At 66.1% G+C, this 17,911-nt stretch carries 18 protein-coding genes; 5 read left to right on the top strand and 13 right to left on the bottom strand.

The genetic code is table 11. The features are described 5' to 3' along the window. Positions 1–233, bottom strand: a 233-nt coding sequence (gene grxC / locus ACE3P6_RS16835; protein WP_374397349.1) for a glutaredoxin 3, incomplete at its 3' end; no start/stop codon positions are given. Between the two features lie 33 nt (positions 234–266). Next, a complete protein-coding gene (locus ACE3P6_RS16830) occupies positions 267–989 on the bottom strand; it encodes a double zinc ribbon domain-containing protein (RefSeq protein ID WP_374397346.1) in 723 nt (240 codons plus the stop codon). A gap of 23 nt (positions 990–1,012) precedes the next feature. On the opposite strand from ACE3P6_RS16830, the gene ACE3P6_RS16825 reads away from it, so the two are divergent. Then, complete coding sequence (locus ACE3P6_RS16825) at positions 1,013–1,849, top strand: methyltransferase domain-containing protein (protein WP_374397343.1); 837 nt, start codon at positions 1,013–1,015, stop codon at positions 1,847–1,849. Between the two features lie 52 nt (positions 1,850–1,901). Next, positions 1,902–2,984: a ferrochelatase gene (hemH, locus tag ACE3P6_RS16820; protein WP_374397340.1), complete on the top strand. Its 1,083-nt coding sequence runs from the start codon at positions 1,902–1,904 to the stop codon at positions 2,982–2,984. Positions 2,985–3,172: 188 nt separating this feature from the next. On the opposite strand, the gene ACE3P6_RS16815 is transcribed toward hemH, so the two are convergent. Both ACE3P6_RS16815 and ACE3P6_RS16810 read right to left on the bottom strand, forming a co-directional pair. After that, on the bottom strand, positions 3,173–4,231 hold the full coding sequence (locus tag ACE3P6_RS16815) for an alanine racemase (protein WP_374397337.1): 1,059 nt from the start codon (positions 4,229–4,231) through the stop codon (positions 3,173–3,175). Positions 4,232–4,447: 216 nt separating this feature from the next. Next, positions 4,448–5,038, bottom strand: coding sequence for a L,D-transpeptidase (locus ACE3P6_RS16810; protein WP_374375331.1), 591 nt, complete (start codon positions 5,036–5,038; stop codon positions 4,448–4,450). Positions 5,039–5,269: 231 nt separating this feature from the next. Between ACE3P6_RS16810 and ACE3P6_RS16805 the strand changes: the two genes are divergently transcribed. After that, complete coding sequence (locus ACE3P6_RS16805) at positions 5,270–5,776, top strand: CAP domain-containing protein (RefSeq protein ID WP_374397335.1); 507 nt, start codon at positions 5,270–5,272, stop codon at positions 5,774–5,776. Positions 5,777–5,832: 56 nt separating this feature from the next. Here the strand turns inward: ACE3P6_RS16805 and ACE3P6_RS16800 are convergent, their stop codons facing one another. From ACE3P6_RS16800 to ACE3P6_RS16770, 7 genes are all read right to left on the bottom strand, one after another. Beyond that, complete coding sequence (locus ACE3P6_RS16800) at positions 5,833–6,324, bottom strand: murein L,D-transpeptidase family protein (RefSeq protein WP_374397333.1); 492 nt, start codon at positions 6,322–6,324, stop codon at positions 5,833–5,835. A 99-nt stretch (positions 6,325–6,423) separates the two neighbouring features. Beyond that, on the bottom strand, positions 6,424–7,635 hold the full coding sequence (locus ACE3P6_RS16795) for a class I SAM-dependent RNA methyltransferase (RefSeq protein ID WP_374397330.1): 1,212 nt from the start codon (positions 7,633–7,635) through the stop codon (positions 6,424–6,426). Then, on the bottom strand, positions 7,632–9,485 hold the full coding sequence (locus tag ACE3P6_RS16790) for an ABC transporter ATP-binding protein (protein WP_374397327.1): 1,854 nt from the start codon (positions 9,483–9,485) through the stop codon (positions 7,632–7,634). The genes ACE3P6_RS16795 and ACE3P6_RS16790 overlap by 4 nt, the downstream gene beginning before the upstream one ends. A gap of 125 nt (positions 9,486–9,610) precedes the next feature. Continuing rightward, complete coding sequence (locus ACE3P6_RS16785; RefSeq protein WP_374397325.1) at positions 9,611–11,458, bottom strand: ABC transporter ATP-binding protein; 1,848 nt, start codon at positions 11,456–11,458, stop codon at positions 9,611–9,613. A 163-nt stretch (positions 11,459–11,621) separates the two neighbouring features. Next, positions 11,622–12,764, bottom strand: coding sequence for a CCA tRNA nucleotidyltransferase (locus ACE3P6_RS16780; RefSeq protein ID WP_374397323.1), 1,143 nt, complete (start codon positions 12,762–12,764; stop codon positions 11,622–11,624). Beyond that, positions 12,761–13,351 (bottom strand): CoA pyrophosphatase, encoded by a 591-nt coding sequence (locus ACE3P6_RS16775; protein ID WP_374397320.1) that lies wholly within the window; start codon positions 13,349–13,351, stop codon positions 12,761–12,763. The genes ACE3P6_RS16780 and ACE3P6_RS16775 overlap by 4 nt, the downstream gene beginning before the upstream one ends. Then, on the bottom strand, positions 13,344–14,327 hold the full coding sequence (locus ACE3P6_RS16770; protein ID WP_374397318.1) for an Hsp33 family molecular chaperone HslO: 984 nt from the start codon (positions 14,325–14,327) through the stop codon (positions 13,344–13,346). Before ACE3P6_RS16770 ends, ACE3P6_RS16775 begins: the two co-directional genes overlap by 8 nt. 76 nt (positions 14,328–14,403) lie before the next feature. Between ACE3P6_RS16770 and ACE3P6_RS16765 the strand changes: the two genes are divergently transcribed. Next, positions 14,404–14,841, top strand: a complete 438-nt coding sequence (locus ACE3P6_RS16765; protein ID WP_374397314.1) for an NUDIX hydrolase — start codon at positions 14,404–14,406, stop codon at positions 14,839–14,841. On the opposite strand, the gene ACE3P6_RS16760 is transcribed toward ACE3P6_RS16765, so the two are convergent. Beyond that, positions 14,767–16,062, bottom strand: a complete 1,296-nt coding sequence (locus ACE3P6_RS16760) for a PP2C family protein-serine/threonine phosphatase (protein WP_374397312.1) — start codon at positions 16,060–16,062, stop codon at positions 14,767–14,769. The two genes, ACE3P6_RS16765 and ACE3P6_RS16760, sit on opposite strands and share 75 nt — an antisense overlap. Positions 16,063–16,242: 180 nt before the next feature. On the opposite strand from ACE3P6_RS16760, the gene ACE3P6_RS16755 reads away from it, so the two are divergent. Further along, positions 16,243–16,581, top strand: a complete 339-nt coding sequence (locus ACE3P6_RS16755) for an Hpt domain-containing protein (protein WP_374397309.1) — start codon at positions 16,243–16,245, stop codon at positions 16,579–16,581. Here the strand turns inward: ACE3P6_RS16755 and ilvA are convergent. Beyond that, entirely contained in the window at positions 16,578–17,825 is a 1,248-nt protein-coding gene (ilvA, locus tag ACE3P6_RS16750) for a threonine ammonia-lyase IlvA (protein WP_374397307.1), read from the bottom strand. The genes ACE3P6_RS16755 and ilvA overlap by 4 nt on opposite strands. Positions 17,826–17,911 lie beyond the last annotated feature (86 nt).

The following is a 17,911-nucleotide window of genomic DNA, read 5'->3' as shown; positions in this document are numbered from 1 at the left end:
TTGCCCGCATGGTCCAGCGCATGCAGGTCGTCCGATCCCCCGACATGGGTGGTCCCGATGAAGATCTGCGGCACGGTCCGCCGCCCGTTCGCCCGCTGCACCATCGCGGCGCGCAAGGCAGGGTCGGCGCTGACGTCGATCTCGCGGTAGGCGACGCCCTTGCGGTCCAGAAGCCGCTTGGCCATCGCGCAGTAGCCGCAGAAGGGAGTGGTGTAGATTTCGACCGGACGCATCGGGCACCTCTTTCGTGCCCGGACTATAGAGCCTCAGCCGTCTTTCGCAACGCGCGCCAGACACAGGACCGTGACGGACCGCGCCCCCGCCGCCAGCAGCGCCTCGGTCGCGGCGGCAAAGGTCGCGCCCGAGGTCATCACATCGTCGACCAGCAGGATGTCCCGCCCCGCCACCCGCTTTTCCCGCGCTTTCGGTACGGCAAAGGCCCCAACCAGGTTGGCAAAGCGGGCGTCGCGGGTCTTGCCCTCCTGGCTGCCGGTGGAGCGTTTGCGGGCCAGCGCATCCGGGCAATGGTCCAGCCCGGCGGATTTGGCGATAGCGCGGGACAGAAGCGCCGCCTGGTTGAACCGTCGCCGGAACAGCCGCATCCAGTGCAGCGGCACCGGCACGGCCAGCATGTCCGGTTGCAGGATCGGCTGCGCCGCCTTCAGCATCCAGGTCGAGGCCGGGCGGGCCAGGTCCATCCGGTCGCCATGCTTCAGCGCCAGCACCAGCCGCCGCCCGTTGTCGCGATACATCAGCGCCGCACGTCCGCGGTCCCAGGGTCGGGCAATGGTCATGCAGTCGTCGCAGAGCACCCGTTCTGCACTGTCCTGTCCCGGCAAAGGCACGCCGCACCGGTCGCAGACAAGGCCGGAAACAAAGGGGGTCTCCCGCCAGCACTCGGCACAAAGGCCGAAGTCGGATTGCACCGGGGCGGTGCAGGAAATGCATTGCGGTGGGTACAGGATGTGCAGCGCGCCTTGCATTCCCATCCTTCCCTCCTAATCTCCGCCCGATGACCCAGCCGATGACCCTGACCGACCGTGCGGCGCTGACCCGCCACCGCGCCCGCGCCCGAAGCCTGCCCGGCCATGACGAGGCGCTGTTCCTGCATCGCCTTGCCCTGGCCGACCTTCAGGAGAGACTCGAAGAGGTTAACAGAACGTTTACCGCGCCTGCCGTGGTGACAGGTTTTCCCGGGATTTTCGGTGATTTGGCCCCGATGGAGGTGGTTGCCGACGACGATCTGATCGCTCTGGAACCAAACGCCCACGATCTTGTCGTGCACGCGATGTCTCTGCACTGGGCCAACGACCCCATCGGCCAGCTTGTCCAGTGCCGCCGCGCCCTGCGACCGGACGGCCTGTGTCTTGTGGTCCTCCCCGGTGGGCGCAGCCTGCAAGAGCTTCGTGCCTCGCTGGCCGAAGCCGAAGCAACTGTGACCGGCGGCCTGTCCCCCCGCGTGTTGCCGATGGGCGAAATCCGCGACCTCGGGGCCTTGATGCAGCGTGCCGGCTTCGCGCTTCCGGTTGCGGACAACCTTGTGCAAACCGTTGAGTATCGCAGCTTCTCTGGCCTTTTGTCCGACCTCCGCGCCGCAGGCGAAAGCAATGCGCTTGCCGCCCGCCTGCGCCGCTTCACCCGCCGCGCAGTCCTGACCGAGGCCGCGCGTATATACGCCAGTAGCTACAGTACGCCGGAGGGTCGGCTGAAGGCGACGGTCGAGCTGGTCTTCCTGACCGGCTGGACCCCGCACGAAAGCCAGCAGCAGCCCCTGCGGCCGGGCTCAGCCCGTGCCCGGCTGGCCGATGCCCTGGGCGTGCCGGAGAAGCCGCTGCCCAAAGACGGTTGACCCCGCCCGTCCAACGCTTATGTCCCGCCCTGAACCATTGGGAAGAACCGCCATGCAGGGATCAAAGACCCCCGTCCCCCCCGGCCAGGGCCGCCTCGCCCATGCCCCCGCCGACCATCCCCCCGTCGGCAAGCCACGGGTCGGGGTGCTGCTGGCCAATCTCGGGACGCCGGACGCCTATGACTACTGGTCGATGCGGCGCTATCTGAGCGAGTTTCTCTCGGACAAGCGGGTGGTGGACTACCCGAGCTGGAAATGGCAGCCGCTGTTGCAGCTGGTGATCCTGTCGAAGCGGCCCTTCACCTCCGGGGCGAATTACAAGCTGATCTGGGACGAGCAGCGGAACGAGAGCCCGCTCCTGACCATCACCAAGGCCCAGACGGCGGCGATTGCGGCGGCGCTGGCCGAAAAGCACGGGGCGGAGGTGATGGTCGACTTCTGCATGCGCTACGGCAACCCGTCGACCGAGGCCAGGGTGAAGGCGATGGTCGCAGCGGGCTGCGAGAAGATCCTGTTCTTCCCGCTCTATCCCCACTACGCCGGGGCAACCTCGGCGACCGCGAACGACCAGTTCTTCCGTGCCCTGATGCAGGAAAAGCGGCAGCCTGCGGCGCGGACCGTCGCGGAATACTTCAACCACCCGCTCTACATCGACGCGCTGGCGGGGTCAGTGGAGGCGGCCTATGCGAAGCTCGACCACCGGCCGGACGTGCTGGTGGCCTCTTACCACGGGATGCCGAAACGCTACCTGATGGAGGGCGATCCCTACCATTGCCAGTGCCAGAAAACCTCGCGGCTGCTGCGGGAGAGGCTGGGGTGGGAGGCCGGGTCGATCGACACCAGCTTCCAGTCGGTCTTCGGGCGCGAGGAATGGCTGCGGCCCTACACGGTGCAGCATGTGGCGGCGCTGGCGAAGGCGGGGAAGAAACGGATCGCGGTGATGGCCCCGGCTTTCTCGGCCGACTGCATCGAGACGCTGGAGGAGATCAACGGGGAAATCCGCGAGGCCTTCCTGCATGCGGGGGGCGAGGTCTTCACCTACGTCCCCTGCCTGAACGACCAGCCCGCCCATATCGCGGCCCTGGTGGCGGTGATCGAGGAGAATCTGGGGGGGTGGGTGAGGCGGAAGGGGTGATGTGTCCACAGTGGACATTTTCTATTTTATAAATATATACATTAACTTAACCACGGACACTTACCAATTCTTAACCTGCTAGTCTGGACGGACCGATTGTTTGCGCAGAAGTCGGCGGGACGGGCGGGCAGGTACCACGGACCGACGGCCTGCGACAGTCCGTGGCCTTGGCCTCCGCCGAACCAAAGTCACCATCCCCTGAATCGGGACCAGGTCCGCAGCGATCCGCCGTCTTCGGGAAGCACGTTGTAGTGGTCGAACTGGGCCGCCGTCGCGCAGGCATGATTGGGGAGGATCCGCAGCAGCGTCCCCACCGAAAGATCGGGCAAAGGCCCAGCGGCACCGGGGCGAAAACTGACCACGCCATGCTCCTGATTGCATCCGGTCACGATCAGGTCGGGGTATGGCAGCCCATTGCTGTCGCAGACGACCCCATAGCCCTGGTCGATCCGCTGGGCCGATGTGCCGCGGTCACGCGACATTGCCATCCATCCGGCATCGATCAGGATCCAGCCCTTGTCCGGCTGGTGCCCGATGACGCTGGTCAGAACCGAAAGCGCGATGTCATCGAGGGAGCAGACCCCGATCCCGGCCATCACCAGATCGAAGAACATGTAGACGCCAGCTCGGAGTTCGGTGACGCCGGAAAGGTCACGGGCGGCATGGGCCGTCGGTGTGGAGCCGACACTGATGATCGGGCAGGGCAATCCGGCGGCGCGCAAGGCCTCGGCGGCCTGGACACAGGCGGCGCGCTCGCGTTCGGCAAAGGCGGCATGGGCCTCGGCACCGCATACCGTGTAGCTTTCGCCCGCATGGGTCATCACTCCCATGAGAACCTTGGCGCGATGAAGGATTTGCCCAATTTCGATCAGCACGGCAGCATCGGGAGAAACACCGCCGCGATGACCGTCGCTGTCGATTTCGATCAGCGCCGGAATGCCTGCTTCGGCAGCGGCCTGTGCTTGTGCGGCACTGTCCAGAATAACCTTCAGATCACATCCTGCCGCCCGCAATGCCGCAACCCGCGCGACCTTTGCGGGAGCGATCCCGACTGCATACAGGATGTCGGTGTAACCGGCTGCATGGAACGTTTCGGCTTCGGCGAGGGTCGAAACCGTGATCGGCCCTGTCGCGGAGCCAAAGACGCGGCTTGCGACATCCGTCGACTTTGCCGTCTTGAGATGCGGCCGAAGCGTGACGTTCAAGGTCCGTGCCCGGTCGGCGAGTCGCTGGATGTTGCGCATCATCCTTGCTTCATCCAGCACCAGCGCGGGCGTGTTCAGGCAAGCGAGAGCGGTTCTTGGCATGATCACCCTTTCACAAGTCGTCAAAGGTCGCGCGAAGGCGCGCGCTCCCAAGCCAGTATGGGTGTGAGGCCGGGCCATGCAAGGTTCTGGAAGCGGAATGAAAAAGACCGCAGCGCCAACTGGCCTGCGGTCCTATTTCAGCGCGGTGGCAGAGGGTCAGATCAGCCGGACCTGGGTGCCGACCTTGGCGTATCCGTAAAGTTCCAGGATATGTTCGTTGTAAAGCCCGATGCAGCCGCTGGAGGAGCGACGGCCGATCTTGCGGGTGTCGTGGGTGCCGTGGATCCGGTAGGCGGGCCAGCCGAGATAAAGCGCGCGGACGCCAAGCGGATTGTCCGGTGCCCCGCCTTCCACGACGGAGGGCCATTCCGGGTGGCGTGCCAGCATGGACGCCGTCGGACGCCAGGTCGGATTCTCGACCTTCTGGATCACCGAGGTGACGCCGAGGCGCTTCAGATCATCGGTCAGGGGGACCGAGGTGGGGTAGAGCCGGTAGATCGACTGGTCTTCCGACCAGAAATGCAGCGCGCGCGAGGTGGTGTCGGCCAGGATCGCGCCGTTGCGGGTGTTGTCGAAGTAGTCCTGCCACTGCAGCATGCGGAAGCTGGAGATGTTGTTGCGCACCGAGGTGGCAGGTTCGGAAAATTCGGTGCTGTTGTCCTGCGCGAAGGCCGGAAGCGCCGCCATTCCGGCAACGCCCACTGCTGCACCCAGAACCGCGCGGCGGCTGACGGGGCCGTTCGACATGGCTGAAACTCCTCAAAGACCGTGTTTGGGCGGCCTATAGCGGTTTTCGCGACCCGCCGCAAATCAAACACCTGTCAGCAGCGATCAATCGGCAAGCGCCTGTCGGCAGCGGCGGAGATCAACTTTCTGTCGGCATCCGCCGAGGGGCAGAAGCCTGTTTGAACCCGTCGCAAGCTTCGGCTAAGGAAGGGCCGAACGGTCGCGTCGGGCGGCTACGAACTGGTGGACGGAATGGATAGACGCATTTTCCTTGCTCAGGGCGCGGTCCTGGCCCTTGCAGCCTGTGCTTCGACAAGCGCTCCGACGGTTGGTGCCGACGGCAAACCCCTGCCGCGCGTCTACAAGATCAAGGATGCGCGCGAGGTTTCGTTCCGCTTCCTCGATTCGATGAACACCCTGCGCGCGGCCAAATCGCTGCCGCCGGTGGCCTTCGACGCGACGCTGAACGCCGCTGCCGAAACACATTCGCGTGACATGTCGGTGCAGAACCGGCCCTGGCATTTTGGGTCGGATGGCTCGTCGCCGCTGGTTCGGGTGCAGCGCAGCGGGTTCACCGGGCGGCTTCTGGGCGAGAACATCTCGGAGACCTACGAGACCGAGCTGGAAACGCTGTCGTCCTGGATGGCGCAGGGCGATACCCGCAACGTGATCATGGACCCGCTGGCGACCAAACTGGGCTTTGCCTGGTTCCAGGAGCCGGGTGGCAAGATCTGGTGGACGATGCTGACCGGGGCATAAGCCCGGGAAACAGCGTGGATCAAGGGGCCTTCGGGCCCCTTTTTCATGTGTCCGGGTCAGGGCAGGATGAAGACCGGGGTTCCCGGCTTGACCATCGAGTAGACCCGCTCGATCTCCTTGTCGGTCAGCGCGATGCAGCCCCATGTCCAGTCGCGTTTCGAGACGCGGGTATTCGGGCCGCCGTGGATGAAGATGTCGCCGCCGGGGGATTTGCCTTCGGCCTCGGCGAAGGCGATGTCGGTTGCATTCGGGTAGGAGATGCCGAGCGAGAGGTGGTACTGCGAATCCGGGTTCTTGTGGCTGATGAAATACTGGCCCTCGGGTGTCTTGCCGTCGCCCTCGAACTGCTTGTGGCCGACGGGGGCGAAGCCGAGGCCGATGTCGTAGGCCTTCAACACCTTGTCGTTGTGGAAGAGATACATCTTGCGGTCGGCCTTGTGGACCTGGACCTGGGTGACTTCGGGGCCGTTGTAACGCTTGAATTTCGAGTCGCAGCCCGAAAGCCCGATCACCGCGACGAGGATCGCCAACCAACCGAAAAGCCGCATTGCCCGTGTCCGCCTGTAGTCTGCCTGTTTTTTCCAATGAATACAGGAAAGGGCCGGGTTTGCCTAGTCGGCTGGCGGGGCGCAGGGTTCACGGAAATGTCAGCGGGAGAGGCGTGCGACAAGCTCGATGTGGGTGGACCAGCGGAACTGGTCGACGACCTGGACCCAGTCGAGCCGGTAGCCTTTGTCCGTGAGGGTGCGGGCGTCGCGGGCGAAGGTGACGGGGTTGCAGGAGACGGCGGCGATCACCGGGATCTTCGACTGCGCCAGGCGGTCGGTCTGCGCCTCGGCCCCGGCGCGCGGGGGGTCGATGACGGCTCCGCTGAAGCTGAGCAGTTCGTCAGGTTCCAGCGGGCGGCGGAAGAGATCGCGCGTTTCGGTGGAGATGCGGTGGAGGTTGGGAGTGGTGCGGGCGGCAAGGTCGAGGGCCTTGGTCATCGCGGCGTCGCCTTCGACGGCGTGGACTTCCATCGCTTCGGCGAGGGGAAGGGTGAAGGTGCCGATGCCGGAGAAGAGATCAACCACGCGCTTCTGCGGGCCGAGGGCCTGCCGGACGGCGTGGAGGAGAGCGGCCTCGCCTTCGGTGGTGGCTTGCAGGAAGGCCCCGGCGGGGGGAGCGACACTGGCCCGGCCCATCGTCAGCGCCGGGCGGTCGCGCAGGGCGACGGTCTCGCCGTCCCAGGTGAGGCGGGAGAAGGCATGGGTTTCGACCAGACGGGCGAGGTCCATGCGCAGGGCGGCGTCGAGGGGTTTGCCGCCGGTGACCACAACATCCGGGCCGCCGCGGGTCAGCGTCACCTGTAGCGAGAGTTCGGTCGTGCGCGACCCTCCGGCCATGACCAGCGCCTGCAAGCCGGGAAAAGCGGCGAGGATACCAGGGTGGAGGAGCTGGCAGTCGGGGATTTCGGCGATGGTGTCGGAGGCGCGGGCGTGGAAGCCCATCAGCACGCCGGACTTGGTGCGGCGGGCGGAAAGCGTGGCGCGGCGGCGGGAATTTGACGGCGACGTCACCAGCGGAAGAAACTCGGCGGTCAGCCCTTGTCCGGCCAGGGCGTTCTGGACGACCTCCTGCTTCCACGCGGCGACGAAGGTGTCCGAGGCGTGTTGCAACTGGCAGCCGCCGCAGGCGCGGGCGTGGCGGCAGGGGGGTTTCACCCGGTTGGGCGAGGGGGTGACGATCTTCGGGTCGAGCAGACGGTCGCCTTCTTGCGTGCCCTCGACCACCTCGCCGGGCAGGGTGCCGGGGACGTAGATCGGGCCGGGCGCGATGCCGTGACCCAGATGGCCCAGCCGTTCGATGGTGACGATCACTCTGCCGCTTCCGCTTCGTCTTCGGTGTCGATGAAGCCGCCAGACTGCCGGTTCCAGTAGCGGGCGTAAAGGCCGTCCAGTGCCAACAGCTCGGCATGGGTGCCCTGTTCGACGATCCGGCCCCGGTCCATCACGATGATCCGGTCCATCGCGGCGATGGTGGACAGGCGGTGGGCGATGGCCAGCACGGTCTTGCCCTGCATCACCCGGCCCAGCGCTTCCTGGATCGAAGCCTCGACCTCGGAGTCCAGGGCCGAGGTCGCCTCGTCCAGCACCAGGATCGGCGCATCCTTGAGGAAGGCCCGGGCCAGGGCGATGCGCTGGCGCTGGCCGCCGGAAAGCTTGACCCCGCGTTCGCCAAGGAAGGCGTCGTAGCCCTTGCGGCCCTGGTGGTCGAGCATATGGGCGATGAATTCGTCCGCCTCGGCGGCGCGGGCGGCGGCGATGATCTCTGCCTCCGAGGCTTCAGGTCGGCCGTAGGCGATATTGTCGCGCGCGCTACGATTGAACATCGCGGTTTCCTGCGTGACCATGCCGATCTGCTTGCGCAAAGATTCCTGCGTCACGGCCCGCAGGTCGTGGCCATCCACCGTGATCCGGCCCTGTTCGGGGTCGTAAAGCCGCAGAAGCAGCGAGACGAGCGAGGATTTCCCCGCCCCAGAAGCCCCGACAATGGCCAGCTTCTCACCCGCGCGGATGGTCAGGTCGATGCCGCGGACCCCGCCCCTCTCGCGGCCATAGGCGAAGGTCACGTCATCGAAGCGGATTTCCCCCTGCACGCGGGGCAGGGTCACGGCATCGGGGGCATCGGTCAGGGTATGCGGGACGGAAAGGGTGCGCATGCCGTCCTCGACCTCGCCGACCGAAGTATAGATCGACATCAGCGTGAAGCTGACCCAGCCCGACATCTGCGCGATCCGCAGCGCGATGGCACCCGAGGCGGCGATGTCGCCCGCCGTGGCCGCACCCTGTTGCCACAAGAGGACGGCCCCGCCGATCAGGACGACCGGAAGGACGCCGGCCAACAGCATCAGTGCCAGACGGAACCAGGTGGAGATGACGCCGAATTCAAGACTGCGGTCGCGGAAGACCTCCATCGCGTCGATGGCGACGCGGTCCTCGAAGGCGGCATGGGCGAAAAGCTTCACCGTCTTGATGTTGGTGATCGTATCGACGACCTGCCCAGAAACCATCGCGCGCGAGGAGGCACGGGCGGCGGAGTTCTTGCGGATCACCGGCAGGAAGAAGCGGATCAGGAAGACATAGGCGACCAGCCAGACCATCAGGGCCACCGCGGCCTTGGCATCGACGGCCAGAAGGAAAGCGACCGAGCCGATGACGGAGGCCAGCGCGAAACAGACGGTGTTGATCACCTCGGTCGCCACGTCGGTGACGGCGCGGGCGGCCTGCATCTGCTTTTGCGCGATGCGACCGGCGAAGTCGTTGTCGAAGAAGGTGACGGCCTGGCCCAGCGTCCAGCGGTGCAGGCGCGACAGGACCAGCGGCAGCACGTTCGGCCCGACGATGATGCTGTTCGATGCGGAGGAGACGGCAAAGGCCAGCGGGCGCAGGATCAGGTAGAAGCCCAGGAACCACAGGATCAGGGTCCAGTGCTGGCCGAAGAAGTCGGTCGGGCCCGAGTTCACGGCGGCGTCGATCACCCAGCCGAGGATCAGGGCCGAGACGACCTCGGTCACGCCGGCAAGCGAGGAGAGGATGCCTGCGACGACGAGCATCGGCCAGGACCCGGCCAGCGACCAGCGCATGAAGCGGCCCAGCCGTTGTGGCGGGGGGCCGTCGGCGGGGCGGAAGGCGTCGATGAGGGAGCCGAGGCTTTGAAGGGCGCTCATGAGGGAGAGGTAGGCCTGTGGGCGGGAAAGGGCAAGAGTGGAGCTTCGGAGTAGGCCGGTCCCGGACTTGATCCGGGACCTCCTGCTGTCGATGGAGGCCCCGGATCAAGCCCGGGGCGGGGTTCCTATTCCGCTGCGTCTTCCTCCAGCCCGATGAAGCCACCCGACTGCCGCGCCCAGAACCGGGCGTAGAGGCCGTTCTTCCGCAGCAGTTCGGCATGCGGGCCGTCCTCGACCACCTGGCCGTCCTCCAGCACCACGATCCGGTCCATCGCGGCGATGGTCGACAGGCGGTGGGCGATGGCGATCACCGTCTTGCCCGCCATCACGCCGTAAAGCGCGCCCTGGATGGCGGCTTCCGCCTCGGAATCCAGCGCGCTGGTCGCCTCGTCCAGGATCAGGACCGGCGCGTCCTTCAGGATCACCCGGGCGATGGCGACGCGCTGGCGCTGGCCGCCCGACAGTTTCACCCCGCGTTCGCCGACATGGGCATCATAGCCGGTGCGGCCCTGCGGGTCTTCCAGCGTCAGGATGAAGTCATGCGCCTCGGCCTTCTGCGCGGCGGCGATCATCATCGCTTCGGTGGCGTCGGGGCGACCATACAGGATGTTGTCGCGGACCGAGCGGTGGAGGAGCGACGAATCCTGCTGCACCATGCCGATCTTCAGGCGCAGGCTTTCCTGCGTCACGTCGGCGATGTTCTGGCCGTCGATCAGGATCGCGCCGGATTCGGTGTCGTAGAAGCGCAGCATCAGCTTGACCAGCGTGGATTTCCCCGCGCCGGACCGCCCGACGACGCCGATCTTCTCACCCGGGCGGATGGTCAGCGACACGTTCTGCAAGCCGCCGAAACCACGGCCATAGTGGTGGCTGATCTGCTTCAGCTCGATCAGGCCCTGCTTGAAGTGCAGGGGTTTGGCGCCCGGCTTGTCGGTCAGGGTGACGGGCTGGGCGATGGTCTCCATCCCTTCGGCAAGGGTGCCGAGGTTCTGCACCAGCTGGGTCGAGGCCCACATGATCCAGTAGGTCATCGAATGCAGCCGCAGGACCAGGGCCACGGCAGCGGCGACGACGCCCACGGTCGCAAGGTTGTGGGTCCAGAGCCACATGGCCAGGCCCGCGACGCCGAGGATCATCAGCCCGTTCAACGTGGTCAGCGCGATGTCCATCTTGGTGACGATCCGCATCTCGCGCTGGAAGGCGTTGCGGGCGGTCTCGATGGCTTCTTTTGCGTAGTCGAGTTCGCTGCCTTGATGGGCGAAGAGCTTGACCGAATGGATGTTGGTGTAGCTGTCCACCACGCGGCCGGTGACAGCGCTGCGGGCTTCGCTTGACGCCGTGGCGGCGGGACCGGCGCGGCGGATGGTCCAGCGCATCAGGGCGATGTAGCCGACCAGCCAGAGGAGAAGCGGGATCATCAGGCGCGGGTCGGCATCGGCGAGCATCAGGAGCGCGCCGACGAAGGTGGTGCAGGCGAAGGCGGCCATGTCGAAGACCTGGAACACCGCGTCCCCGGCGGCGGGCGGGGCCTGCATGATCCGGTTGGCGATGCGGCCGGCGAAATCGCTTTCGAACCAGCCGACCGGCTGACGCAAGACGTGGCGGTGTGCCCGCCAGCGCATCATGGTGCCGAAGTTCGTCAGGATCGTGTTGTGAAGCAGGCCCACGGCCCCGCCCGCCACGAGGGGACGGACGAAGACCACGACGAAGGCGACGACGCAGATTTCGACCCAATGCGCGGCGAGGAAGGCCTGCGGGGTCTGGCCGGTCATCAGGTCGACGAGGCGGCCGAGGTACCAGATCAGCCCGATGTCGAGGACACCGTTGCCGATGGAAAAGACCGCGGTGACGGCGAAGACCTTGCGGAAGGCGCGGACATAGTCGCGCAGGAAGGGCCAGAGCTTTCTGGGCGGGGCGTCCAGTTCGGCATAGGGCTGATAGGGATCGACGAGGTTTTCAAGGAAGCGGAACATGGGGGAAGACCCGAAGTAGGATGCAGCGATGGGGTGACGCGGTGCCTGTCAGGCGACCGCCACGACGGGATCGGTCGGCTCAGGCGAGCTGAAATGAGATCCCGTGTTCCATGCTGGTCTCCGTCCTTGGGTGGGTCTTCCGTAGCTGAGTCGCGGCGGATTGTCACGCCCCTTTCAGCAGGGCGTCCTTTGCAAGGGTGAGGTTCGAGGCGAGCCAGCGGGATTCCAGCGCCTTCAGCCGGGCGCCGAGAGCCTCACCTTGCAGGGCGGGCATCAGGTCGGCGGCGGTGACGGGGAAGCGGGCGTGAGCGCCGCGACGGGCCTCAGCCTGCCAGTCTTCGGGCGGGTAGCTGCCAAAGCTGGCGGCACGGGCGAGGATCGCGTCGGTGGCCAAAGGTTCGCCAAGGCGCCAGCCCAGCGCAGCGGGGGTCTCGGTCGAGCCGAGGGCGGATCGGAGGCTGGCGAGGTCGCGCGCTTCGGATTTGGAGAGCCGCAACCTTTCATTGTCGCCGCCGAGGACGGCAAGGCGGCGGAGCCAGCGCGGGGGTTCGGCCTGGTCGAGATGGACCAGCGGAGCCAGCGTGCGGGGATCGGCGCCGGGCAGGATGCTGGTTAGCACGCCCGATTGCGCCATCGCGGCGATGGAAGGGGCGGGGTCGCGCGTGCTTAGGAGCTTTCTCAGCTCGGCGGTGATGCGTTCGCGGGAAATCGTCTCTAACCCGGCGGAAAACGCGGCACAGGCGGCGAGGCCTTCGGGGTCGAGGCCACCCTCCGGGTCGCCATAGGCGGCGTGGAAGCGGAAGAAGCGGAGGATGCGGAGGTAGTCCTCACGGATGCGGGTTTCGGCATCGCCGACAAAGCGGACACGGCGGGCTTGCAGATCGGGCAGGCCATGCAGCGGGTCGATCACCCTGCCCCCCCGGTCGGCATAGAGCGCGTTCATCGTGAAGTCGCGGCGCTGCGCGTCTTCCTCGATGCGGGTTGAGAAGGCCACTACCGCGCGGCGGCCATCGGTTTCGACGTCGCGGCGGAAGGTGGTGACTTCGTGCGGCTCGCCCTCTGCCACGACCGTCACCGTGCCGTGGTCGATCCCGGTCGGGACAACCTTGAAACCGGCGCTTTGGGCAATGTCAGAGACTGTTTTGGGCGTCGCATCGGTGGCAATGTCGATGTCGCTGACCGGCTCTCGCAGCAGATCGTTGCGCACGCAGCCGCCGACGAAGAGCGCCCGGAACCCCGCCGCTTCCAACGCGGCACAAAGCGCCTGGGTGCCGGGATGGTCGATCCAACCGCCGGTCAGCTTCATGACACCGGCGCCTTTGCGGCAAGACCGTAGAGCATGCGGGCTGTGGCACCCCAGATGTAATAGGGGCCCCAGGGCACGGTGTAGTAGCGCCGAAGCTGTCCCTGCCAACGCCGCGACTGGATGTGATAGTTCGCCGGGTCGATCAGGTGATGCAACGGCACGGTGAAGGCCTCTTCCACCTCGCCCGCTTCGGGCCGGGCGGTGAAGTCACGATACACATGACCGACGAAGGGCGTCACCAGAAAGCCGGTCACGGTCTCATGCGGCGGCAGGGTGCCGAGGATATGCACATGTTCGGGCGGCAGGCCGATCTCCTCCTGCGTCTCGCGCAGGGCGGCGGCTTCCAGGCTGGCGTCGGTCGGGTCAAGCTTGCCACCCGGAAAGGCGATCTGGCCGGGATGATGCTTCAGGTGCGAGGACCGCTTGGTCAGCCAGACGCCCTTGCCCGGCTGGAAGGCCAGAAGCACCGCCGCCGGGCGCAGCTTGCGGCCCGGCGGCAGTTGGACGGAGGGGTTCAGGTCGAAATCCGACGTCTCGCCCGAAGACGCCAGCTGGACGGCGCTTCGCAGCAGCGCCAGTTCAACCATGCTTGCCCTCGAACCCCAGGGTCTTCGGGTCCAGCTCGTAATGCGCGCCGCAGAACTGGCAATCGGCGGTGACGATCCCGGCTTCGGTCGTCATCTTCGCGATGTCCTTCTGGCTGTAGATCGACATGGTGCTGCGCACCTTGTCTTCGCTGCAGGAACAACCGAAGCGCACCGGCTGGGCGTCGAACACGCGGGGGCCTTCCTCGTGGAACAGGCGCACCAGCAGGTCGGTCGGCGGGACGGACGGGCCGATCATCTCCAGCTCCTCCACCGTGTCGAGAAGGACGTTCGCGCGGTTCCAGTCTTCCGATTCCGCGCCGCCAAGAATGTCGGCATGGGTGAGAAGTCCACCTTCGCCGCTGCCCTGTTCGGCGGCCACGCCCCCCACGGCAGGCATGTGCTGCAGCATGATGCCCCCCGCGCGCCAGTGCAGCGGACGGCCCGGCTCGGCGCTTTCGCCGTAGGCAAGCTGGAAGCGGGTCGGGATCTGTTCCGACTGGGCGAAATAGGTCTCGGCGCAGGCGGACAGTGAGCCGCCCGCGATGGGGGTGAAGCCCTGGTAGGGCAAGGTCCCCTCGCCCTGGTCGATCATGACCGCGAAGTAGCCCTCGCCAATCTGAGAAAACGGGTCGGCGTTCGGGTCAAGCCGGTCGGCGTCGAAGCTGGCATAGGCGCGCATGCGGGCGGGTCCGCCTTCCTCGGTCGGACCATAGTAGTCGGTCGCGATCAGGCGGGCGGGGCCTTTGCCGCGGACCTGCAGCGACAGCTTCCAGCGCAGCTTGATGGCCTGGCCGATCAGCGCGGTTAGAACCGCCGTTTCGGCCACCAGCGCCTCGATCACCGAGGGATAGGCATGCTGCTTCAGAACCTGGTCGAGCACGCCGTCCAGCCGCGCGATGCGGCCACGGATGCCCGAGGCGTCGAGTTGGAATGGCAGGACGGAATCGTCCCAGGCGATCTGCGTTCCGGTGGACATAGGGGATTTCCTGATGGTGCCAGTGCTGGCATATCGCGCCTATATAGGCAGAGCAACCGCAGGTCCAAGGGGCAACATGATCCGACGCTATGGCGAGCCGGTGAAGGCCGGACAGCGATATACCCGGCGGCCGGGGGTCTATGCGATCCTGCTGGACGGGGATCATCTCCTGGCGACGCATCAGGCGGCCCCGGTGCCGGAGTTCCAGCTGCCGGGGGGCGGGATCGACAAGGGCGAGCAGCCGATCCCCGCGCTGCACCGGGAAGTCTATGAGGAAACCGGCTGGAAGATCGCGGTGACGCGGCGGTTGGGGGCGTTCCGGCGCTTCGCCTTCATGCCGGAATACGCGATCTGGGCGGAAAAGCTGTGCACGGTCTATCTGGCGCAGCCGGTGATGCGGCTGGGCCCGCCATCTGAGCCAGGGCATACCGCCGTCTGGCTACCCGTCGAAGAGGCGCTGACCCGGCTGGGCAACGCTGGCGACCGGGCAATGCTGGCCCGCTTCCTGCGGTAGAAGATCCAGAACGATCCCCGAAACATCGTCGGGGAAGGATTCGGTCCCTGCCGCGCGGGCCAGATCCCAGACCATCGCCTCCAGCAGGTCGGAACCGGAGAGGTGGGACGAGGCGCGCAGGCTTTCGGTCAACCCGTCCTCGCCGAAATCCTGCCCGTTCGGGAGGGGGCATTCGGTGAACCCGTCCGAGACGAGAACCAGCCGGTCGCCGGGCCTGATCTGCACGGTGACGGATTCGAATCCCGCCCCGGCGATCAGGCCGACGGGAAGGCCGCCGTTGCCAAGCCGCTGCACCCCGCCGTCGGCGCGGATCAGCATCGGGTGCGGATGGCCGGCCTGCACGAGATCAAGCCTGCCCGAGCGCCGGTCGATCACCGCGAAGACCATCGTGAAGTACTGTTCCGCCTGGATTTCCTCGAGCATCAGATGGTTGAAGCGTTCGACAACGGCGGCGGGCGGCAGCAGGATGTGATCCCCCTCCGGTCCGGTCTGGAACGCCAGGTTCTGTTCGGGCGACGATCCGGTCAGGAACCCCGCCAGCCGCGCCGTCATCATCGCCGAGGCGACGCCGTGGCCGGAGACGTCGATCGAATAGACCACCACCCGGTCGTCATCCGCCCGGAAGCTGCCGACGAGATCGCCGCCGACCCGGCCCGAATTGCGCAGGATCAGGGAAACGCGCGCCCAGCCGTAATCGCGGACCCGGTCACGGATCAGGGTCTGTTGCAGCTTCCGTGCCTCGATCAGGTCACGGTCCAGCGAATCATAGAGCTTCTGCAATTCGACGAGGGTCGAGACGATGACCTTGTTCTTGGCCAGCAGTTCGGCCTGCATGGCAAGCATCCGCTCCCCCGCGCGCAGACGGGCGCGCAGTTCGTTCGAGGCGACGGGCTTGGTCAGGAAGTCATCGGCCCCGGCCTCCAGCCCGTCGGCGATTTCGGTCTTTTCCGACTTGGAGGTGAGGAGGACGAAATAGCCATAGCTTTCCCGTCCCAAGCCACGGAATTTGCGGCAGAATTCCAGGCCGGTCATGCCCGGCATCATCCAGTCGCTGATGATGATGTCGATATCCGACAGCTGGCACAGGTCCAGCGCGACAAGGGCGGATTCGCATTCGGTGACGCGGTAGCCCCAGCGCCGCAGCTGCATGGACACCATGTGCCGCTGCGCGCGACTGTCGTCGACGACCAGCACATGACGCGGCAGTGCGATCGCCTGCATTCCGTCTTCCACCCTCATGACACTGGCAAGCACGACTGACCTCCGTTGCGGCCAAGCTGCGCGCGAGGTCTTAACGAGTGGTGAAAGCTAAAATGCCTGTCGCTTCGCGGGTGCCTGGCCACGAATTGTTAACGGCGATGGCGGCAAACTGTGGCCTTGGGTGGTTAGCGGGTGTGGACCATGATCGACTGGAAACGGGTTGCGGAACTGAAGGAGGAGATCGGCGCCGATGGCTTTGTCGAGGTCGCCGACATGTTCCTGGACGAAGCGGAAGGCGCGGTATGCGCCTTGATGGCGGGCCTAGCTCCCGACGAGGTGGAGGGCCAGCTGCATTTCCTGAAGGGCAGCGCGTTGAACCTGGGGCTCTCGGACCTGGCGGCGATCTGCCAGGAGGGCGAGCGCAGGGCCGCCGCCGGGCAGGGGGCCACGGTGGACACGGCGCAGGTCGCGGCGATCTGGCGGGCGTCGCGGGCCAGCCTTCTGGGCGGGCTTTCGGCGGATCAGGCGGGGGCGGCCTAGATCAGGAACTCGGACAGCGCCTCGTCATTGGTGATGTCGCGGAAGGCAAGTCCGGCGTCATCCATCCGGGCGGTGAACCGGGCGAAGCCGTCGGCGGATTTGGTCTCGATCCCGATCAGGACCGAGCCGAAGTTGCGGGCGGATTTCTTCAGGTATTCGAACCGGGTGATGTCGTCCTCCGGGCCGAGCAGATTCAGGAATTCACGCAGGGCACCCGGGCGCTGGGGCATGCGCAGGATGAAGTATTTCTTCAGGCCCGCGTAGCGTTGCGCACGTTCCTTGACCTCGGGCAGACGCTCGAAATCGAAGTTGCCGCCGGAAGTAACGCAGACCACGGTCTTGCCGCGGATGTCCTCGGAAAGCTCGGGCAGGACATCGACCGACAGCGCGCCTGCGGGTTCCAGCACGATGCCTTCGTGGTTCAGCATCTCCAGCATGGTCACGCAGATCCGGTCCTCGGGCGCCAGCAGCACGTCGGCGCGGTCGACCCAGGACAGCATGCGGAAGGTGTTGTCACCAATCCGGGCCACGGCGGCGCCATCGACGAAGCTGTTGATCTTGGGGAGTTTTGTCGGCGCACCTTCCAGAAGTGCGGCGGAGAGACTGGCCCCGCCCGAAGGCTCGACGAAACGGAAGTCCGTCTGGGGAGCAACCTCGCGCAGATACCCGGTCACGCCTGAGGCAAGCCCGCCGCCGCCCACCGGCAGCACCACCAGATCGGGTGCGCGGCCAAGCTGTTCCAGCATCTCCACCGCGACCGAGGACTGCCCCTCGATCACATCGGGGTCGTCGAAGGGTGACAGGAAATGTGCTTGCCGTTCGGCGCACCAGGCTTGCGCCGCGGCGAGGGTCTGGTCGAAATAGTCGCCCGTCAACTCGATCCGCACGTTGTCGCCGCCGAAGACCCGGGTCTTGTCGATCTTCTGCTGCGGCGTGGTGACCGGCATGAAGATCACGCCCTCGACCCCGAAATGCCGACAGGCGAAGGCCACCCCCTGCGCATGGTTGCCCGCACTGGCACAGACGAACTGGTGCTGGTCCGGCTTTTTCGCGCGGACCTTGCGCATGGCGTTGAAGGCCCCGCGCAGCTTGTAGCTGCGGACCGGGGTCAGGTCCTCGCGCTTGAGCCATATCTCGGCGTCGTAGCGGGCGGAAAGGAAGTCGTTCCGCTGCAGGGGCGTCTCGGGGAACAGCTCGCGCAGGGCGGCGGTGGCTTGGCGGGCGGCGGTGCTGAACTGTGTCATGGGGGTGAGATGCCGGAAGGCAGGAGACAAGGCAAGGAATGCCTTGGTATGCCGGGATTGTAAGGGGCACAGGGCATTGCTTGCCC

Source organism: Tabrizicola sp., assembly GCF_041911175.1.
Taxonomy (GTDB): domain Bacteria; phylum Pseudomonadota; class Alphaproteobacteria; order Rhodobacterales; family Rhodobacteraceae; genus Tabrizicola.
Note: the sequence above shows the minus strand (reverse complement) of the source record. Positions and strands in the feature narration are given on the sequence as shown.